Source organism: Pseudomonas fluorescens (assembly GCF_902497745.1).
GTDB classification, from domain to species: Bacteria; Pseudomonadota; Gammaproteobacteria; order Pseudomonadales; family Pseudomonadaceae; genus Aquipseudomonas; species Aquipseudomonas fluorescens_BM.
On record NZ_CABVHJ010000004.1, the window covers coordinates 379993 to 399313 of the forward strand.

Genomic DNA, 19321 nt, shown 5'->3' on the forward strand with positions numbered 1-19321 from the left:
TGATAAAGGCTGAACAGGATGATTGATAAGCGTGATGTTGGAGCCGCGCAGCAACTTTGCAAACACCACAAACCACTGTGGGAGCGAGCTTGCTCGCGAAGAGGTCGGCACATTCAACAGATGAGTTGACTGGCAAACCGCTTTCGCGAGCAAGCTCGCTCCCACAGGGATTGTTGCTATGCCGGGCACCTATGCAGGTGCCCGGTTTATCGGTATTAGCCGATAGTCATCAAGCTCGCATTACCACCCGCCGCAGCAGTGTTAACACTCAACGCCCGTTCAATCACCAGACGCTCCAGGGCAATGTTGGTCTCGCCCTGGGACAAGCCCTGAACCCCAACAATCGCGCCGGCACGCTTGGCAATCTGCTGGCAAACGCCGCGCAGCTGGTCGGAATGGCCGTGATGCAGAACCGCATCGAACACCACGTCGTCTTTATTCCAGTCGGCAACCAGTTTGATCCGCGCCTGAATGTCCTTCGGCAGGCGTGCGAACAATGCCTTGCTGATGTCGGATTCCGGCCATACCGCCGAACCGCCCACGGCCAATACCGCAGCCAGTTGCGTCAGCAGATCACCTTCAACTTCCGCCAGGCACAGCACGTGCTCACGCGGCAGGATCGCGTAGCTGTTCTTCTCACCGGTCGGGCCGGCTAGCGTACGGGTAATGCCGCTCTGCGATTGCGCAGCGTACTGCACGCACAGCGTGCTCAGGTCGGCGTACTTGTTGCTTTCAGCCCAGGCTTTCAGCGCGTTCAGCGGTTTGCTCATGGCATCGCGCAGGCGAACGTCCGGGGCGACAACAGCATCACCGCGAGCGAAGGATTGTTCGATGGCGTCGGTAGGACGCGTCGACAGCAAGCGGTACAGGTACAGCGGGCCACCGGCTTTCGGGCCAGTACCCGACAGACCTTCGCCGCCGAATGGCTGCACGCCGACCACGGCACCGACGATGTTGCGGTTAACGTAGACGTTACCGGCGTTGACGTTGTCGATCACCTTGGCGATGGTCTCGTCGATCCGGGTGTGCACGCCCAGCGTCAGGCCGTAGCCGGAAGCGTTGATCTGGCCGATCAGTTGATCGATCTCTTTGCGCTTGTAGCGCACCACGTGCAGCACCGGACCGAAGATCTCGCGTTGCAGTTCGTCGAAGCTTTCCAGCTCGATCAGCGTCGGCATGACGAAGGTGCCGCGTTTGACTTCTTCGGTATCGGCAATCGCCACCTGGTACACATTGCGACCTTTGTCGCGCATGCCCTGAATGTGCTTGTCGATGCCCGCCTTGGCTTCGGCGTCGATCACCGGGCCGATGTCCACGGACAGACGCTCCGGGTTGCCGAGACGGCTTTCGGCCATAGCCCCTTTGAGCATTTCGATGACACGATCGGCGGAATCTTCCTGCAGGCACAGTACGCGCAGCGCCGAGCAACGCTGACCAGCGCTGTCGAAGGCCGAGGAAACGACGTCGATCACCACTTGCTCGGTCAGAGCCGACGAATCGACGATCATCGCGTTCTGGCCACCGGTTTCGGCGATCAGTGGAATCGGACGGCCCTGATTGTCGAGACGGCCGGCGATGTTGCGTTGCAGCAGACGCGCGACCTCGGTGGAACCGGTGAACATCACGCCTTTGACGCGCTCGTCACCCACCAGACCGGCACCAACGGTTTCACCGCGACCCGGCAGCAGTTGCAGCACGCCTTCCGGAATCCCGGCTTCGAGCAGCAAGCGCACGGCTTGCGCGGCGACCAGCGGGGTTTGCTCCGCAGGTTTGGCCAGTACCGGGTTGCCGGCAGCCAATGCCGCAGCGACCTGGCCGCTGAAGATCGCCAGCGGGAAGTTCCACGGGCTGATACATACGACCGGACCCAGTGGGCGGTGGGCGTCGTTGCTGAAATCGTTGCGCGCCTGCACTGCGTAATAACGCAGGAAATCGACCGCTTCGCGGACTTCGGCGATGGCGTTGGCGAAAGTCTTGCCGGCTTCGCGAGCCAGCAGGCCCATCAGCGGCTGGATTTCACCTTCCATCAAGTCAGCGGCACGTTCCAGAATCGCTGCACGTTCGGCCGGCGGCGTGGCCTGCCAGATCGGCGCTGCGTTCAGCGCGCACTGAATGGCGTTGTCGACGTCTTCGACGGTGGCTTCCTGCACGTGACCGACCACATCACGGTGATCGGACGGGTTCAGCACCGCTGCTGGCGTTTCATTGCTGGAAGCGCAACCGAGCATCGGCGCGGCTTTCCAGTCGTTGTGCGCAGTGGCGAGCAGAGCGCAGGACAGCGAAGCCAGACGATGTTCGTTGGCCATGTCGATGCCGCTGGAGTTGGCGCGTTCGGCACCGTACAGGTCACGCGGCAGCGGAATGCGCGGGTGCGGCAGGCCGAAACCACCTTCCACGGTCGCCATCTGCTCGATCTGCGCCACCGGATCGGCCACCAATTCCTGAATCGAAATTGACTGGTCGGCGATGCGGTTGACGAACGAAGTGTTCGCGCCGTTTTCCAGCAGTCGACGTACCAGATACGCCAACAGGGTTTCGTGAGTGCCGACCGGTGCATACACGCGGCACGGACGGTTCAGCTTGCCTTCGGAAACTTTACCTACAACCTGTTCGTAGAGCGGTTCGCCCATGCCGTGCAGACACTGGAATTCGTACTGGCCGGGGTAATAGTTCTGACCGGCAATGTGGTAAATCGCCGACAGGGTGTGGGCGTTGTGTGTGGCGAACTGCGGGTAGATGACTTCCGGCACCGACAGCAGTTTACGTGCGCAAGCAATGTAAGAAACGTCGGTGTACACCTTGCGGGTATAGACCGGATAGCCTTCCAGGCCTTCGACTTGGGCGCGCTTGATTTCGCTGTCCCAGTAGGCGCCCTTCACCAGACGGATCATCAGGCGATGACGGCTGCGACGAGCCAGATCGATCACATAGTCGATCACGTACGGGCAACGCTTCTGGTAGGCCTGGATGACGAAACCGATACCGTTCCAGCCAGTCAGTTGCGGCTCGAAGCACAGGCGCTCAAGCAGATCCAGCGACAGTTCGAGACGGTCGGCTTCTTCGGCGTCGATGTTCAGGCCGATGTCGTATTGCTTGGCCAGCAGGGTCAGTGACAGCAGGCGCGGGTACAGCTCGTCCATCACACGTTCGTACTGCGCACGGCTGTAACGCGGGTGCAGTGCCGACAGCTTGATCGAGATGCCCGGGCCTTCATAAATCCCACGGCCGTGGGACGCTTTGCCGATCGAGTGGATCGCTTGTTCGTACGACGCCAGGTACTTCTGCGCGTCGTGTTCGGTGAGGGCCGCTTCACCGAGCATGTCGTAGGAATAGCGGAAGCCCTTGGCTTCGAACTTGCTCGCATTGGCGAGCGCTTCGGCGATGGTTTCGCCGGTGACGAACTGCTCGCCCATCAGGCGCATGGCCATGTCGACGCCCTTGCGGATCATCGGTTCGCCGCTCTTGCCGATGATGCGGCTCAACGACGAGGTCAGGCCGGCTTCGTTGTGGGTCGAGACCAGTTTGCCGGTCAGCAGCAAGCCCCAAGTGGCGGCGTTGACGAACAGCGACGGACTGTTGCCCAGGTGCGGATGCCAGTTGCCGGTGCTGATCTTGTCGCGGATCAGCGCATCGCGAGTGCCTTTGTCCGGGATACGCAGCAGCGCTTCGGCGAGGCACATCAGTGCCACGCCTTCCTGGGACGACAGAGAAAACTCCTGCAGCAGACCCTGAACAATACCTGCACGACCGCCGGCACTTTTCTGATTACGCAGTTTTTCCGCGATGGAGGCGGCGAGTTTGTTGGTGGCTTCAGCCATCGGTGCTGGCAGGCGAGCCTGCTCGATCAGCATCGGCACTACTTCCGGCTCGGGGCGGCGGTAAGCGGCGGTGATGGAAGCGCGCAGAACGGACTGCGGCAGGATGCTTTCGGCAAATTCAAGGAAGCACTGGTGGGCGTGGTCGGTGTGGACTTCGCCCGCCTCATCGGCGTCCTTGGCGGTCAAACCGTTCAGCTCGGTCAGGGTTGCACCACCCTCGAGTTTTTCCAGGTAATTGAAAATTGCCTGCTTGATCAGCCAGTGCGGTGTGCGATCAATCGAGGTCGCGGCGGCCTTCAGGCGCTCGCGGGTCGGGTCATCGAGTTTGACCCCAAGGGTGGTGGTAGCCATATTTTTATCCTCATGGTTGCCACAGTTGCGTGGCATCAGCTGGCGGCAAGATTAGCCGTGCGCCGAAAGAGGTGCAACCGGGTGCAACCCTTTTTTTGTCGGAAAAATAAACGCTTCGTCAGGAATTATTTTCTGGTACGGAAGTGCCGCACTTGCTTGGTGCTTTTGCTTCTAGCAATGCGCTCGGACTGCGCTAAAAGGGAGCAAAAACCGCCTGTTTCCCGGAATATCCGACTAGGTGCAACTAATTCTCACGAAACTGGTTGCACCTTTTTTACTTTGTTGCATAGCATTCGCGCCCTAGGTGCAACCGGGATAACCCGGTGCATCGGCTGGTGGCTTTCCTGGGGAAACATCAGTCCTAAATGCGCGGGATCTGAAATCGTCTGCCAAACGTCGTCGTTTGCGCGCGGTTCATCACCGCTGCTACATAAAAACAAAGCCAGGGCGTAACTTAATGAGCGTAAGCAATCCAACACTGATCACGTTCGTGATCTACATCGCAGCAATGGTGCTGATCGGCTTCATGGCCTATCGCTCCACCAACAACCTTTCTGACTATATTCTCGGTGGTCGCAGCCTCGGCAGCGTCGTCACCGCGCTGTCTGCCGGTGCTTCCGATATGAGCGGCTGGTTGTTGATGGGCCTGCCGGGCGCCATTTACATGTCCGGTCTGTCCGAGAGCTGGATCGCCATCGGCCTGATCGTCGGTGCCTATCTGAACTGGCTATTCGTCGCCGGCCGTCTGCGTGTGCAGACCGAGCACAACGGCGATGCCCTGACCCTGCCGGACTACTTCTCCAGCCGTTTCGAAGACAAAAGCGGCCTGCTGCGCATCATTTCGGCGATCGTGATCCTGGTGTTCTTCACCATCTATTGCGCTTCCGGCATCGTGGCTGGCGCCCGTCTGTTCGAAAGCACCTTCGGCATGTCCTACGAGACAGCGCTGTGGGCCGGTGCTGCGGCGACGATTGCCTACACCTTCGTTGGCGGTTTCCTCGCCGTGAGCTGGACTGACACCGTACAAGCCACGCTGATGATTTTCGCGCTGATCCTTACGCCGATCATCGTCCTGCTGGCCACTGGCGGCGTCGACACCACGTTCCTCGCCATCGAAGCCAACGATCCAAGCAACTTTGACATGCTCAAAGGCACCACCTTCATCGGCATCATCTCGCTGATGGGCTGGGGTCTGGGTTACTTCGGTCAGCCGCACATCCTCGCGCGTTTCATGGCGGCGGATTCGGTGAAGTCGATCGCCAACGCCCGTCGCATCTCCATGACCTGGATGATCCTGTGCCTGGGCGGCACCGTGGCCGTGGGCTTCTTCGGTATTGCTTACTTCTCGGCACACCCGGAAGTTGCCGGCCCAGTCACCGAGAACCACGAGCGTGTGTTCATCGAACTGGCCAAAATCCTCTTCAACCCATGGATTGCCGGTGTGTTGCTGTCGGCCATTCTGGCGGCTGTGATGAGCACCCTGAGCTGCCAGTTGCTGGTGTGCTCGAGCGCCCTGACCGAAGACTTCTACAAAACCTTCCTGCGTAAATCCGCTTCTCAGGTTGAGCTGGTCTGGGTCGGCCGCGCCATGGTGCTGTTGGTTGCACTGATCGCGATCGCTATGGCCGCCAACCCGGAAAACCGCGTGCTGGGCCTGGTGTCCTACGCCTGGGCCGGTTTCGGTGCAGCGTTCGGTCCGGTGGTGCTGATCTCGGTGATCTGGAAAGGCATGACCCGCGACGGCGCACTGGCCGGTATTCTGGTCGGCGCGATCACCGTAGTGGTCTGGAAGCATTTCGAACTGCTGGGTCTGTACGAAATCATTCCGGGCTTTATCTTCGCCAGCCTCGCTATCCTGATCGTCAGCAAGCTCGGCGCGCCGACTGCAGGCATGGTGCAGCGCTTCGAAGCGGCGGAAAAAGATTTCCACCTGAACAAGTAATGCCCTGAGCTTCGGCTCACACGAAAACGGCCCGTTTCCTACAGGAGACGGGCCGTTTTTTTGTGCCTGCGATTTCTCGAGTCCTGTGGAGATCCAATGTGGGAGCGAGCCTGCTCGCGAATGCGGTTGATCACTCAATGAATGTGTCGACTGACATGCCGCCTTCGCGAGCAGGCTCGCTCCCACAGGGTTCGGTGGTGGGCTTGAGGGATTTGTCTGTAGTTGAAGGCGCTGCTTTTTGCAGGGGTTTTCGTCAATGAAAGTAGGGCAAGTCTGATTTTCCCGTCACCCAGTCATCACCCCTTGCCCCTCATGCAGAATCGCCCGCCCTTCATTTTGCAGAGAGACATCGGATGTTCGCGCCTGCCAATCAACCGCGTTTCACGTTGACCCTCGAAGGCGCCCAACCTGACCTCAAAGTCCTTGAGTTCACGGGCAAGGAAGCCATCAGCCAACCCTTTCGTTTCGAGCTGGAACTGGTCAGTGAGCGGGCAGATCTGGATCTCGAAAGCCTGCTGCACTGTCAGGCGTTTCTGAGTCTGGATACTCAGGGTTCCGGTATCCACGGTCAGATTTATCAGGTCGGGCAGGGCGATTCCGGGAAGCGTCTGACGCGTTATCACCTGAGCCTGGTCCCGCGTCTGACGTATCTGGGACACCGCATCAATCAGCGGATTTTCCAGCATCAAACGATTCCGCAGATTGTCGCGCGAGTGCTCAAGGATCATTCGATCCTGCGTGACGCCTTCGAATTTCGCCTCGGCAGTGAATACCCGGTGCGCGAGTATTGCGTGCAGTACGCCGAGAGCGATCTGGCGTTTATCCAGCGCTTGTGCGCCGAAGTGGGGATTCATTACCACTTTCAGCACAGTCCTGAAGGTCACCTGCTGTTGTTCGGCGATGATCAGACGGTATTCCCGCGTCTGCCCGAGCCAACGGTTTATCTGCCGGGAAGTGGCATGTCCGCTGGGGCGCCGGCAATACAGCGTTTCAACGTTCGCGTGGAAACCCGCACCAGCGTGGTTACCCGGCGCGACTACAACTTCGAAAAGCCCCGCCTGCACCTGCAAAGTCGTATCGACGGCGAGCAGCGCCCGGTGCTCGAAGACTATCGCTTCCCCGGTCAATTCAATGATCGCGAAACCGGCAAGCATCTCGCCCAGCGAGCACTTGAGCGACATGTCGCCGATTACCGGCAGGCCGAAGGCATCAGCGACGAATCCGCACTGGTTTGCGGACATTTCCTGCAACTGACTGAGCATCCGCGCCACGACTGGAATGACCTGTGGCTGCTGACCGCCGTTGAACACCATGGCCGCCAGCCGCAAGTGCTGGAGGAATCGGTGACCAGTGATGGGGAAGGATTCCAGGGTTACCGTAATACTTTTCTCGCCACGCCGTGGGACGTGTTCTTCCGCCCGATGCTGGGGCCGGAAAAACCACGCATGCCCGGATATCAACCAGCGGTTGTGACCGGGCCGAAAGACAGCGAAATCCACTGCGACGAGTACGGCAGGGTCAAGGTGCAACTGGCTTGGGATCGCGACGGAGAATTGAACGAACATTCCAGTTGCTGGCTGCGTGTTGCCACTAATTGGGCGCACGACCGTTACGGCAGCGTGCTGATTCCGCGAGTCGGCATGGAAGTGCTGGTCGGCTTCATCGATGCCGACGCCGACAAACCCCTGGTCGTGGGCTGCCTGCCCAACGCCGCGACGCCGATCCCGCTGAACCTGCCGGCGGACAAGACCCGCAGCATTTTTCGCAGTCAGAGCAGCCCCGGTGGGGGCGGCTACAACGAACTGCGCATCGAGGATCGCAAAGGCGCCGAGGAAATCTACCTGCGCGCCCAGCGCAACTGGACGCAGCATGTGTTGAATGATCAACAGGTGCAGGTGGATAACCAGCGCAGCATCGTCGTCACCGGCACCGCTCGCCATGAGTTAAAGGCTGATGAACAGCGCATTACCCACGGACAGCGACAGACCGAGGTGAAGCAGGACGATCATCTGAGCGTCACCGGTAGCCGACATATCAAGGTGACCAATCAGGCAACCAGCGCCAGTGGGCAATTCCACGTCAGCGCCGGTCAGCAAGTGGTCATTGATGGCGGGGCGAGTGCGACGATTCAGGCCGGCGGGCAGTGGATCAATATCGGCCCGGGCGGGATTTTCAGCAGCGTGCCGATTGTCGTGGGCGGTGCACCGATGGCCGCGATGAGTGCCGCGCCGGTTGTACCGGGATTACCGGAGAAACTGGTCGCTGCGCCGGCAGCCATGCTGACTGCTGCACAAATCATGAGTTTCAAGGGTGACGCGCCATTCTGCGAAGAGTGCGAGCGTTGCAAGGACGGTCTCTGTGCAGCCTGATTTTCTTTTGCCAGCCGATTGGTTGGCGCGGGAGCCGTTGAAAGCGTCCGAGCAATTGTTCGCGGTGTTCAGCAATGCCAGCGAGGCGAAGCCGCTTGAGGGTTGGCCAGGCATGGCGAGTCCGATCTGGGCCGAGACGATCTATGCCGAGTGGGATGCGGTGATGCCTTACGTGGGAATTGTCGCCGCCGACAGTGAGTTTCTGCATTGGGTCGCAACCAACGAGTCGCAGGATTGGGGTTGGCTCGCGGTGTCATCGGCAAGCCTTAAGGAGGTGGTGGCGCACTTTCGCAGCCTGACCCAAGTGCTGATGCCGGACGGCAAAACGGTGTTTTTTCGTTTTTGGGACGGGCGGTTTCTGTTGCCGATTCTTCAGACCGATGAGGTGGATGCGGCACAACTGTTTCCGCTGATCGGGCGTTGTTTGATCAATGGTCAGGCGCTGGAAATCGGTGGCAGAGCGCAGGTTTCGGGAAGGGCATTGCCGTGGTGGCAGGTGCCAGCTTCGGTGCTGGCGCAGCAGGGCAATGACGTTCGAACAGCCAATGCGTTGCAGTGGTTAAGCGAAGAACATCCGACCATTTTCGAGGCTTTTCCCGAGGCGGTTTTGCGTTGCAAGGTGAGGCGGTTTTTTCAGGTTTCAATGTCGGAAGAATCGTCGCAATCGGCGTTGCTGGCGTTTTTGCTGGCAGAGTCAGAGTGAGTTTTCGGGGCGAAGGTCTCGGACGATTCCTTCAAGTTGCGGCGGTTTTCATGAACGGGTGGGCGGTGGGTTGCTGGGATAGTCTTTTCGTTGTCACTGCGAGAGTGGTGGCAGGGTGAAAGATCAAAAGATCGCAGCCTTCGGCAGCTCTTGCACGGGATACGCATTCACTCTGCAGGAGTTGCCGAAGGCTGCGATCTTTTGACTTTGATGGGTGGAATGTACGCATCCTGAGTGTTGATAAAACTGTTGAACGCCTCGGAGTTGTAGACCTTCAGGCAGCCAAAAAACACTACTTTTTCATTCGAGTATTTGCTGTTTGAAGGTGTCTGCTCGTAAGCCGTCAATACGTAGTTTCGGGTTTCTTTATAGGGGTCGTGCAGCACTTGCAGTGTGTCTTCATTTTGCAGGATGGAATGCATGCCTGTGCCCATGAACGAATAGGCATTGGCGGACAGTGCAATGTCTTTTTTCAGCGCGGAGCGTTCGTTGAACGACGCCAGAATGCAGTGGCTCAGGCCATAGTTTTTGAGTGTCTGGCGTGCCTGTTCAATGTGGGTTTCGTCGGCAAGGGCGAGGTATGGGCTAAGCAGGTTGAATAAGCAGATGATCAGATATCGCATGAGCTTTTGACTTCCTGTCGTTCATGGTTAGCCAGTTTAACGCCATAAAAGCAAAGCCCCTCACCCTAACCCTCTCCCAGAGGGAGAGGGGACTGACCGAGTTGTCTGGGCGGTGTACGCCGACTTGCGACTTCAGTGGTGAACTTGGCTTGGCCAAGCCTGGATGGTGGTGTTTTTCGGGGGGGCTGACCGAGTTGTCTGGATGATGTACGCCGACCTGCGACTTCAGTGGTGAACTTCGCTTGGCCAAGCCTGAGATCACGCCGATTATTCAGGTCGATGTATCTCGCAAGATCACCACCGTCAGCCCTCTCTCCCTCCGGGAGAGGGTTAGGGTGAGGGCAGGCTTTTGTCCGCTCGGCTGCGAACCCCTGACTTGCCGCGCGGTAAAAGGTAAACTTTGCGCCCTTCGCAGGAGCAGCCATGAATTATCGTCACGCCTTCCATGCCGGCAATCACGCCGATGTGTTCAAACACCTGACCTTGACCCGCCTCATCGCCCTGATGTCGCGCAAGGAGCAGCCGTTTGCCTATCTCGACACACACGCCGGCATCGGTCTGTATGACTTGCAGGGTGATCAGGCCAACCGTACCGGTGAGTACCTGGAAGGCATCGCGCGCTTGTGGGATCAGCCGGATCTGCCGGCGCTGACCGCCGACTACATGAAGGTGTTGCACGAGATGAACCCGGATGGCCAGCTGCGCTACTACCCGGGTTCGCCGGAGCTGGCGCGGCGCCTGACCCGGCCGCAGGATCGGGTGATGCTCAACGAGAAGCACCCGGAAGACGGCGTGCTACTCAAGGACAACATGGCCGGTGACCGTCGGGTGAAAGTGCATCTGGGCGAGGGCTGGCATGTGGCGCGGGCAATGCTGCCGGTGCAGGAGAAGCGCGCGGTGATGTTGATTGACCCGCCGTTCGAGCAGCTCGACGAGATGCAGCGTTGCGCGGCGTCGTTGAAAGAAGCGATTGGCCGCATGCGCCAAACCGTAGCGGCGATCTGGTATCCGGTGAAGGATCAGCGCGTGTTGCGCCGTTTCTATCAGGATCTGGCCGGCACGGGTGCACCGAAGTTGCTGCGTGTGGAGCTGCTGGTGCATCCGCTGGATACGCCGAACAGCCTGAACGGCTCGGGCATGGCGATTGCCAATCCGCCGTGGGGGCTGGAAGAGGAGTTGCGTGAGCTGCTGCCGTGGTTGTCGAAGAAGCTTGGGCAGACCCAAGGTGGCTGGCAGATGGATTGGTTGATTGCCGAGAGTTAATCAGTTGCTTTGATGGTGTCTGGACGGACGCCTTCGCGGGCAAGCCCGCTCCCACAGGTTTAGCGCCGAATTCAAAAATAGCGCATGACCCTGTGGGAGCGGGCTTGCCCGCGATGCTTTTGGGGTTTAATTACCCGCCAGGCTCGGTGGCATGCACACGCCGGTGCCGCCAATCCCGCAGTAACCTTCAGGATTCTTCGCCAGATACTGCTGGTGATACGTCTCGGCGAAGTACACGGTCGGCGCCTGTTCGATCTCGGTGCTGATTTCACCCAGACCCGCTTTCGACAGTTCAGCCTGGTAGGTCGCTTTGCTTTTCAGCGCCGCATCCAGATGCTCAGGCGAGGTCGCGTAGATCACCGAGCGGTACTGCGTGCCGATGTCGTTGCCCTGACGCATGCCCTGCGTCGGGTTGTGCAGCTCCCAGAACATCGCCAGCAGCTCTTCGTAGCTGACTTTGGCCTTGTCATACACCACCAGCACCACTTCCGCGTGGCCGGTCAGGCCCGAGCAGACTTCTTCGTAAGTCGGGTTCGGCGTGAAACCGCCGGCATAACCGACGACCGTGCTGACCACGCCTTCGCGCTGCCAGAAGCGGCGCTCGGCGCCCCAGAAGCAACCCAGACCGAAGATCGCAAAATCGACGTCCTGGAAAAACGGGCCAAGCAGTGGGGTTTCTTCGAAAACGAAGTGCTTTTCAGGCAGGGTCATCGCGGTTTCGCGGCCGGGCAGAGCTTGTTCTTTGGTCGGGAGCACGTTTTTGTTCACCAGAATTTCCGAGCGCAGAACCATGATCGTTCCTCTCAGGCAGGTTGGATGTAAAAAGTCAGACCGCCAGTGTGCCGAATGATGCCCGGTTAATCACTACCCAAAGTGTGCGGGTACTCGACTGCCTTTTGTAGGCCATCGCGAGCAGGCGAAGGCCTACAAGGGATTTGCGGTGTTTACAGGCAGAGCGGGCCGCGCGGGTAGCGCTTCAGGGCCTGGATCAGTTCGCCACCGGGGATCGGCCGGTCGAACAGGTAGCCCTGGCCGACGTCGCAACGATGCCGACGCAGGAACGCCAGTTGTTCGGCAGTCTCGATGCCTTCGGCCACGACCTTGAGTTTCAGGTTGTGCGCCATGGCGATCACCGCCGAGGTGATTTCCATGTCGTCCTGGTTGTCGGGGATTTCGTGGATGAAGCTGCGATCGATCTTGATGATGTCGATCGGGAATTTCTTCAGATAGCTCAGCGACGAGTAACCGGTGCCGAAGTCGTCCATGGCCAGCGTCAACCCGAGGCGCTTGAGCTGGTCGAGCTGCAAGTGCGTGTCTTCGGTGGCTTCCAGCAACAGGCCTTCAGTCAGCTCCAGTTCAAGCAGATTGGCCGGCAGCGCTTCTTCCTTGAGGATGTTGGCGATGGAGGCGACCAGATCCGGGTCGGAGAACTGTTTCGGCGACAAGTTGATCGCCACTTGCAAGTTGCCCATGCCAGCGGCGGTCAGGGCTTTGCTCATGCGGCAGGCCTGGCGCGCGATCCACTTGCCGATCGGAATGATCAGGCCGGTTTCTTCGGCGACGCTGATGAACTGGTCCGGGCGAATCATCCCGCGTTCCGGGTGGTTCCAGCGCAACAGCGCTTCCATGCCCAGCAGACGCCCGCTGCGCAGGCACAGCTTGGGCTGATAGAACACGTCCAGCTCGTTCTGCGTCAGAGCACGGCGCAGGTTGTTCTCAACGAACAGTTTGTAACTGGCCTCGGCATTCAGCGCTTCGGTGAAGACTTGTACCTGATGTTTGCCGTTGGCCTTGGCCTTGTGCAGCGCCAGGCCGGCGTTACGCATCAGGGTTTGCGGGTCGCGACCGTGCAGCGGTGCGCACGCCAGGCCGACCGAGCCGGTAACGCTGATCAACTGGTTGTCGACGAACATCGGTTTATCCAGCGTCGCCAACAATTGGTTGGCGATCTGCTGGCCGGTCGCTAGATCGGTATCGTCGAGCAGCACCGCAAACTCGTTACTGGCGAAGCGCGCGAGGCTGCCGCTCGGGCTCAGACTATTGCGCAGACGCCGGGCCAGACTGATCAGCAGCTTGTCGCCGGTCTGGTGACCGAGGCTGTCGTTGATCCGTTTGAAGTTGTCGATGTCCACCAGCAACAGGCTGATCGGGGTATCGCTATCGCGGGCGAAGCGTTCGTCGAGATTGCGGATAAACGCCGGTCGGTTGCCGAGATTGGTCAGGTTGTCGGTGTACGCCAGGCGCTCGATGCGCTGCTGCGCCAGTTTGGTCTGGGTGATGTCTTCGTAGATGCCGATGTAGTGCGTCAGCTCACGGTTGTCGCCGTAAACCTTGGAGATCGATAGCTGTCCCCAGTAGGGTTCGAGGTTCTTGCGGCGGCTCTTGAATTCGCCCTGCCAGCTGTTGCTCTTGGCCAGCGCCGAGGGCGCGTCGAACAACAGTTCACTGAGGTTTTCCAGCGCCGGCAGCTCGGACAAGCGCTGACCGTGGACTTCCTCGGTGGTGTACTGGGTGATGGCGGTAAAACTCGGATTGACGTACTCGACCACGCCGTCGCAATTGACCAGCAAAAACGCGTTGGCGCTTTGCTCGACCGCACGCTGGAACAGGTGCAGGGCGCTGGTGGCGGTGCGGCGGTTGTGGTTGTTGATAACTTGCGCGAACTGGTCGGCCAGTTCCCCGGCAAAGGCGATTTCGTCGGACTGCCAGGCGCGGGTGACGCCGGTTTGCTCCAGGCACAGCACGCCGACGACCTGGCCGTCGACGCGGATGCTGGCATCGAGCATCGCGTTGACGTCGCGCGGGCGCAAGGCTTCGGCCATCTCACGGGTGCGCGGGTCGCGCATCGCGTTGTGCGCATCGATGGCGCGGCTGCCGTGCAGGGCGTCCATGTAGTCGGGAAAGCCGCTGATGTCGATCACGTCCGGGAGAATGTACTCCTGGGTCGCGCGGTGATACGCGGAGATCGGCACCAGATGCTGGCCTTCGAGGTTCCACAGGCTGGCGCAGTCGATTTCATAGATATCGCAGGCACAGCGGGTGATCAGTTCGGCGGCTTCCTGCAGCGAGTTGTGCGTGCTGTAGCGCTGGCGCGCGAGCAGCAGAATCAGGTCCTGCTGGGCGCGTACGCGCTCCAGGTGCTGCAGTTGTTCCTGCTGGGCGCGCTGGTTGAGTTCCAGGGCGATCTGCAGGCGGGAGTTCTGGGTTTCGAGGTCAACGGAGGGTAGTGGCGGCGCTTCGTCGAAGACGTGATCGACCGCCAGCAGATAGCCGCGCAGCAGATGACGGTTGTGTTGTTTGTAGGCTTCGCCCAGTTCCAGAATGCTCAGCGCACCGGCTGCAGTGTGCAGGGTGTAACGCACCAGATAATGCGGGCTGGCGGTCAGCTGTTGCTGGATCGCGTCATGCAGTTGATAACGCGCTTCGGGTTCCATCAGGCTGGCGTAGGGGGAGCCGACCAGCGCGCAAAGCTCGACAGCCGGCTGACCGAACTGGCGTTCACAGTTGGGATCGAGAAACAGCATGGCCCAACTGGCTTCATTCAAGCGCTCGAAACGCAGCATGCCGAGCCGCGAGGGCACAGGCAACTGCGTCACTACCTCGGCCGCCATACGGCTGGCGGCATCGGGTTGGCTCTTCATGAAGGGAACTCGCTTGGAAATATGCTGAACGCGCCGGGCTCTCGCCCTCTTTACTGTTGCCTGCGGCAAGGTTGCATCATTGCGGCACCGACTGACAAGAGACATGAAGGCCAAGTGCTATAAGAATATGTCGGCTGCACTGAACATTTCTCCAGCGTGCGCTGAAAAGTAATCCTGTTGAATTGAAAGAATGCCGTTCCAGAGCGGTTCGTGCCCCGCAACGGCGTCCTTTGCCTGGAAACTCAACGCAGAGGAATGCTGATCGATTGCATGCGTTTGCCATCGCGGTCGTGGTAATTGACCAGAATCTGCCCGACCTCGACCACCATGTGGGCGAAATTGTCTTCACTGACCACCGTGCTGGTCAGCTCATGCCGGTAATCGCCCGCCGCTGTGCGCACCAGCGGCTGATTCAGAATGAACGTGGACGCCTTGGCGTAAGGCAGCAGTTTGCTGTTGCACAACGGCGAGGACACCACGGTGTGGACTTCGAAGTCCGGGTCTTCGCTGTGACTCAGGCGTGCGGTCAGTGAGCCATGCACGTCCCCGGAGATGAACACGACATTCTTGATCCGCCGGGTGCGGATAGTTTCCAGCAGGCGCAGGCGCTGTTCCGGGAAGGCTTTCCAGGCATCGTCACCGTGGAGTTTGCGATCCGGATAGAACATCACGCTGGTGACCACGAACCTGACCCGCGCAGTGCTGTTGATCAGCCATTTGAGCAGAGCCTGTTCCTGTGCCTCGTCGAGTATTCGTCTATCGTCGGCTGACAAGTTGCGGCGGGTCCGACTGTCAGTCACAAACCATTCGATATCGCCGTCGCTGAATTGATACCAGTAATGCTCAAGTGTCGAGTGATCTACTTCACCGTTAGTTGTCAGCGGATGTGCCGGACTATGACTGGCCTGATACAGCTCATAAGCAGCCATGGCGTTACGGTATAAGTCTTCGTCGGATTTGCTGGCATTGGCGGGCCAGTTATCTTCGATTTCGTGATCGTCGAGAATCATGTAAGTCGAAGTGCCCGACATCAAGCGTTGAATGTTCGGTTGGGAAAACGCGGTGCGGTACTTGCTGAGGATATCTTTGTATTCACGATCCGGTGCGATCAGATTCAAGTCGTCCACATAAATCTGGTCGCCGGTCATCATTACCGCGCTGATCGGCGGTTGTATGCCTTCGATCATCTGGTTGATGGACGCAAAGATCCGGTCGCCCAGTTGTGGCAGGGAAGCGATGCCTGCGGTCGTGCGCAGATAGCGACAGGAGCCGACGATATAGGCTCTGGGCTGGCGGACTTTGCTGGAACGAGTGCGCAGGCGATAAATCTCGCGGGGCCATTGCAGCGGTAGTTCGGCGACGCTGTCCGGGGTATGTACGGGACTCATCGGACTGAACCAGCCGGCCTGATATTCATACTCGGTGTCGCTACTCAAGTTGTTGATTGCGAACACATGCGACATATCACGCAACTCACTCAGGCGTGCAAAGTTACCTTTTGACCACTGTTGTGCACCGGCGGCGCGATAACGTACCCCAGCAAATACCAATGCATTGTTCTGTCGGTCGCCCCGCATGAATAGACGTACGTGATTAGTTGTAGTGTGGCCGATAATCGGGCCAATAGTTGGTTTTAACATGTCGAATCCATTCGAATGAATTTGAATAAATATGTAAGTTTTCAAGTGTTGCTTAGTTAAATTTGTTGCGCCTAGGTTAGTTGCGTATTGAATAAAAAAGATCGGGGCCAAGTCGACCAGGGCTGTGGCCGAAATCAGCGCAGCTTGTGGGAAAAAGACGAGAAAGGATTTTCTTCAGGCAAAAAAAAGCCCCGCCAAACTGACGGGGTTGAGGTACGAGCGTGTGGCGCTCGAAAGGGTGCAGCAATCGGCCCTCCGTCGCCGGAGGGCCGATCGAGTTACAGCAGGATAGTGCGAATGTCCGCCAGCAGGCTGCCCAGACGCTGGGTGAAGCGTGCGGCAGCGGCGCCGTTGATCACACGGTGATCGTAGGACAGCGACAGCGGCAGCATCAGTTTCGGCTGGAAGGCTTTGCCGTCCCAGACTGGCTGGATGGTTGCCTTGGAAACACCGAGGATCGCCACTTCCGGCGCGTTGACGATCGGCGTGAAGCCGGTGCCGCCAATGTGGCCGAGGCTGGAAATGGTGAAGCAGGCGCCTTGCATGTCGTCAGCGGTGAGCTTCTTGTCGCGGGCTTTGGCGGCCAGCGCAGCGGCTTCGGCTGCCAGTTGCAACAGGCTCTTCTGGTCGACGTTCTTGATGACCGGTACCAGCAGGCCATCCGGGGTGTCGACGGCGAAGCCGATGTTCACGTATTTCTTGCGGATGATCGCTTTGCCGCTTGGCGCCAGCGAACTGTTGAAGTCCGGCAGCTCCTTGAGCATGTGCGCGCACGACTTGAGCAGCAGCGGCAGAATGGTCAGCTTGACGCCAGCCTTCTCTGCAACGGCTTTCTGCGCTACGCGGAACGCTTCCAGCTCGGTGATATCAGCCGAATCGAACTGAGTCACGTGCGGGATGTTCAGCCAGCTGCGGTGCAGGCTCGACGCACCGATTTGCATCAGGCGAGTCATCGGCACTTCTTCGATTTCGCCGAAACGGCTGAAGTCGACGACCGGAATCGGCGGGATGCCCGCGCCACCGGTTGCGCCAGCAGCAGCGGCCGGTGCTTCCTTGGCCTTCTGCATCATCGCTTTGACGTAAACCTGCACGTCTTCTTTCAAGATACGACCGTGCGGGCCGCTGGCGCCGACGGCGTTCAGCTCGACGCCGAACTCACGGGCCAGTTGACGCACAGCTGGGCCGGCGTGAACTTTCGCGCCGGGCTTGGCCGGTGCGGCGGCTGGAGCGGCAGCAGGTGCAGCGGCAGCCGGAGCAGCAGCGGCAGGTGCCGGAGCGCTCGGAGCAGCAGCGGCGGCAGCTGGAGCCGGGGCAGCAGCAGGCGCAGCGCCTTTGACTTTCAGCTTCAGAATCAGGTCGCCGGTACCGACTTCGTCATCCAGCTTGATGGAAACGCTTTCCACCACGCCAGCGGCAGGCGATGGAATTTCCATGCTCGCCTTGTCGGATTCCAGAGTGATCAGCGATTGATCAGCTTCGACGGTATCGCCGACCTTGACCTGAATCTCGATGATCTGCGCCTTGCCCGCCGAACCGATGTCCGGCACGTGTACTTGCTGAACCGAAGCGGCAGCAGGGGCAGCGGCAGGCGCGGCAGCAGCCGGAGCGGCAGCCGGTTTTTCTTCAGCCTTTTTAGCCGGTGCAGCAGCCGGAGCAGGGGCCGCTTCAGCGGCGCCCTCGACTTCCAGCTCAAGCAGTTCGTCGCCTTCTTTCAGACGGTCGCCCAGCTTCACTTTCAGGCTCTTGATGACGCCGGCTTTCGGGGCCGGCACTTCCATGCTGGCCTTGTCCGATTCCAGGGTCAGGATGCTCTGGTCGGCTTCGATACGGTCGCCGACCTTCACAAACAGTTCAATTACTTCACCTTCACCGCTGCCGATGTCAGGTACGCGAATGAGTTCGCTCACAAAATGTCTCCTCAGCAGTCCAGTGGGTTGCGTTTTTCCGGGTCGATGCCGAACTTGACGATGGCCTCAGCCACCACCTTAGGTTCGATATCACCACGGTCAGCCAGTGCTTCCAGGGCTGCCAACACCACGAAATGACGGTCAACTTCGAAGAAATGACGCAGTTTCTTGCGGCTGTCGCTGCGGCCGAAACCGTCGGTGCCGAGGACTTTGAACTCCTTGGACGGTACCCACTGACGGATCTGCTCGGCGAACAGTTTCATGTAGTCGGTAGAGGCGATGACCGGACCTTTACGGCCGTTCAGGCACTCTTCGACGTAGCTCAGCTTAGGCTTCTGGCCCGGCTTCAGACGGTTGCTGCGCTCTACAGCGAGGCCGTCGCGACGCAGTTCGTTGAAGCTGGTAACGCTCCACACGTCAGCGCCAACGTTGAACTCTTCACGCAGGATCTTCGCCGCTTCACGGACTTCACGCAGGATGGTGCCGGAGCCCATCAGCTGTACGTGGTGCGCCGCATCGCGGGTGTCTTCTTCGAGCAGGTACATGCCTTTCTTGATGCCTTCTTCGGCACCGGCCGGCATGGCTGGCTGCTGGTACGACTCGTTCATCACGGTGATGTAGTAGAAGATGTCCTGTTGCTCTTCGGTCATCTTCTTCATGCCGTCCTGAATGATCACCGCCAGCTCGTAGCCGTAGGTCGGATCGTAGGTGCGGCAGTTCGGGATGGTCGCGGCCAGCAGGTGGCTGTGACCGTCTTCGTGTTGCAGACCTTCACCGTTCAGGGTGGTACGGCCGGCGGTGCCGCCGATCAGGAAGCCACGGGTACGGCTGTCGCCAGCGGCCCAGGCCAGGTCGCCAATACGCTGGAAGCCGAACATCGAGTAGAAGATGTAGAACGGCAGCATCGGCCGGTTGTGGCTGGAGTACGAAGTACCGGCAGCGATGAACGAGCTCATGGCGCCTGCTTCGTTGATGCCTTCTTCAAGGATCTGACCTTTCTGGTCTTCCTTGTAGAACATCACCTGGTCTTTATCGACCGGCTCGTAGAGCTGGCCGACGGACGA

General features: G+C 59.3%; 11 protein-coding genes. 4 read left to right on the forward strand and 7 right to left on the reverse strand.

Annotated features, from left to right (window positions below):
* Window positions 1-215: 215 nt before the first annotated feature.
* On the reverse strand, window positions 216-4169 hold the full coding sequence (putA, locus tag F8N44_RS08895) for a trifunctional transcriptional regulator/proline dehydrogenase/L-glutamate gamma-semialdehyde dehydrogenase (RefSeq protein ID WP_150650054.1): 3954 nt from the start codon (window positions 4167-4169) through the stop codon (window positions 216-218).
* A gap of 457 nt (window positions 4170-4626) precedes the next feature.
* On the opposite strand from putA, the gene putP reads away from it, so the two are divergent.
* From putP to F8N44_RS08915, 3 genes are all read left to right on the forward strand, one after another.
* Window positions 4627-6111 (forward strand): sodium/proline symporter PutP, encoded by a 1485-nt coding sequence (gene putP / locus F8N44_RS08900; protein ID WP_038360175.1) that lies wholly within the window; start codon window positions 4627-4629, stop codon window positions 6109-6111.
* Window positions 6112-6464: 353 nt separating this feature from the next.
* Window positions 6465-8480: a type VI secretion system tip protein VgrG gene (locus tag F8N44_RS08910; protein WP_150650055.1), complete on the forward strand. Its 2016-nt coding sequence runs from the start codon at window positions 6465-6467 to the stop codon at window positions 8478-8480.
* The gene (locus F8N44_RS08915) at window positions 8470-9183 is read left to right on the forward strand and encodes a DUF4123 domain-containing protein (protein ID WP_150650056.1); all 714 of its coding nucleotides are present in this window, start codon (window positions 8470-8472) and stop codon (window positions 9181-9183) included. Before F8N44_RS08910 ends, F8N44_RS08915 begins: the two co-directional genes overlap by 11 nt.
* Window positions 9184-9350: 167 nt before the next feature.
* Here F8N44_RS08915 and F8N44_RS08920 read toward each other — a convergent pair whose 3' ends face one another.
* Complete coding sequence (locus tag F8N44_RS08920) at window positions 9351-9806, reverse strand: hypothetical protein (protein WP_150650057.1); 456 nt, start codon at window positions 9804-9806, stop codon at window positions 9351-9353.
* 423 nt (window positions 9807-10229) lie between these two features.
* On the opposite strand from F8N44_RS08920, the gene F8N44_RS08925 reads away from it, so the two are divergent.
* Window positions 10230-11069: a 23S rRNA (adenine(2030)-N(6))-methyltransferase RlmJ gene (locus F8N44_RS08925; RefSeq protein WP_150650058.1), complete on the forward strand. Its 840-nt coding sequence runs from the start codon at window positions 10230-10232 to the stop codon at window positions 11067-11069.
* A 126-nt stretch (window positions 11070-11195) separates the two neighbouring features.
* On the opposite strand, the gene msrA is transcribed toward F8N44_RS08925, so the two are convergent.
* The 5 genes from msrA to F8N44_RS08950 all read right to left on the reverse strand — a co-directional run.
* Window positions 11196-11861 carry a peptide-methionine (S)-S-oxide reductase MsrA gene (gene msrA / locus F8N44_RS08930; RefSeq protein WP_105705958.1) on the reverse strand — a complete coding sequence of 222 codons (666 nt, stop codon included), beginning with the start codon at window positions 11859-11861 and terminating at the stop codon, window positions 11196-11198.
* Between the two features lie 152 nt (window positions 11862-12013).
* Complete coding sequence (locus F8N44_RS08935; RefSeq protein WP_137219306.1) at window positions 12014-14710, reverse strand: putative bifunctional diguanylate cyclase/phosphodiesterase; 2697 nt, start codon at window positions 14708-14710, stop codon at window positions 12014-12016.
* A 242-nt stretch (window positions 14711-14952) separates the two neighbouring features.
* Window positions 14953-16350: an alkaline phosphatase D family protein gene (locus F8N44_RS08940; RefSeq protein WP_150650059.1), complete on the reverse strand. Its 1398-nt coding sequence runs from the start codon at window positions 16348-16350 to the stop codon at window positions 14953-14955.
* 278 nt (window positions 16351-16628) lie between these two features.
* Entirely contained in the window at window positions 16629-18257 is a 1629-nt protein-coding gene (aceF, locus tag F8N44_RS08945; RefSeq protein WP_150650060.1) for a dihydrolipoyllysine-residue acetyltransferase, read from the reverse strand.
* Between the two features lie 11 nt (window positions 18258-18268).
* Window positions 18269-19321 (reverse strand): transketolase-like TK C-terminal-containing protein (locus tag F8N44_RS08950; protein WP_412071506.1); only part of this gene is annotated, 1053 nt, incomplete at its 5' end.

What these genes read in the sequence shown, in the direction of transcription:
- F8N44_RS08925 (WP_150650058.1), top strand. Translation starts at nt 10,230, where the DNA reads ATGAATTATCGTCACGCCTTCCATGCCGGCAATCACGCCGATGTGTTC.
- putA (WP_150650054.1), bottom strand. Translation starts at nt 4,169, where the DNA reads ATGGCTACCACCACCCTTGGGGTCAAACTCGATGACCCGACCCGCGAG.
- F8N44_RS08910 (WP_150650055.1), top strand. Translation starts at nt 6,465, where the DNA reads ATGTTCGCGCCTGCCAATCAACCGCGTTTCACGTTGACCCTCGAAGGC.
- msrA (WP_105705958.1), bottom strand. Translation starts at nt 11,861, where the DNA reads ATGGTTCTGCGCTCGGAAATTCTGGTGAACAAAAACGTGCTCCCGACC.
- F8N44_RS08920 (WP_150650057.1), bottom strand. Translation starts at nt 9,806, where the DNA reads ATGCGATATCTGATCATCTGCTTATTCAACCTGCTTAGCCCATACCTC.
- putP (WP_038360175.1), top strand. Translation starts at nt 4,627, where the DNA reads ATGAGCGTAAGCAATCCAACACTGATCACGTTCGTGATCTACATCGCA.
- F8N44_RS08935 (WP_137219306.1), bottom strand. Translation starts at nt 14,710, where the DNA reads ATGAAGAGCCAACCCGATGCCGCCAGCCGTATGGCGGCCGAGGTAGTG.
- F8N44_RS08940 (WP_150650059.1), bottom strand. Translation starts at nt 16,350, where the DNA reads ATGTTAAAACCAACTATTGGCCCGATTATCGGCCACACTACAACTAAT.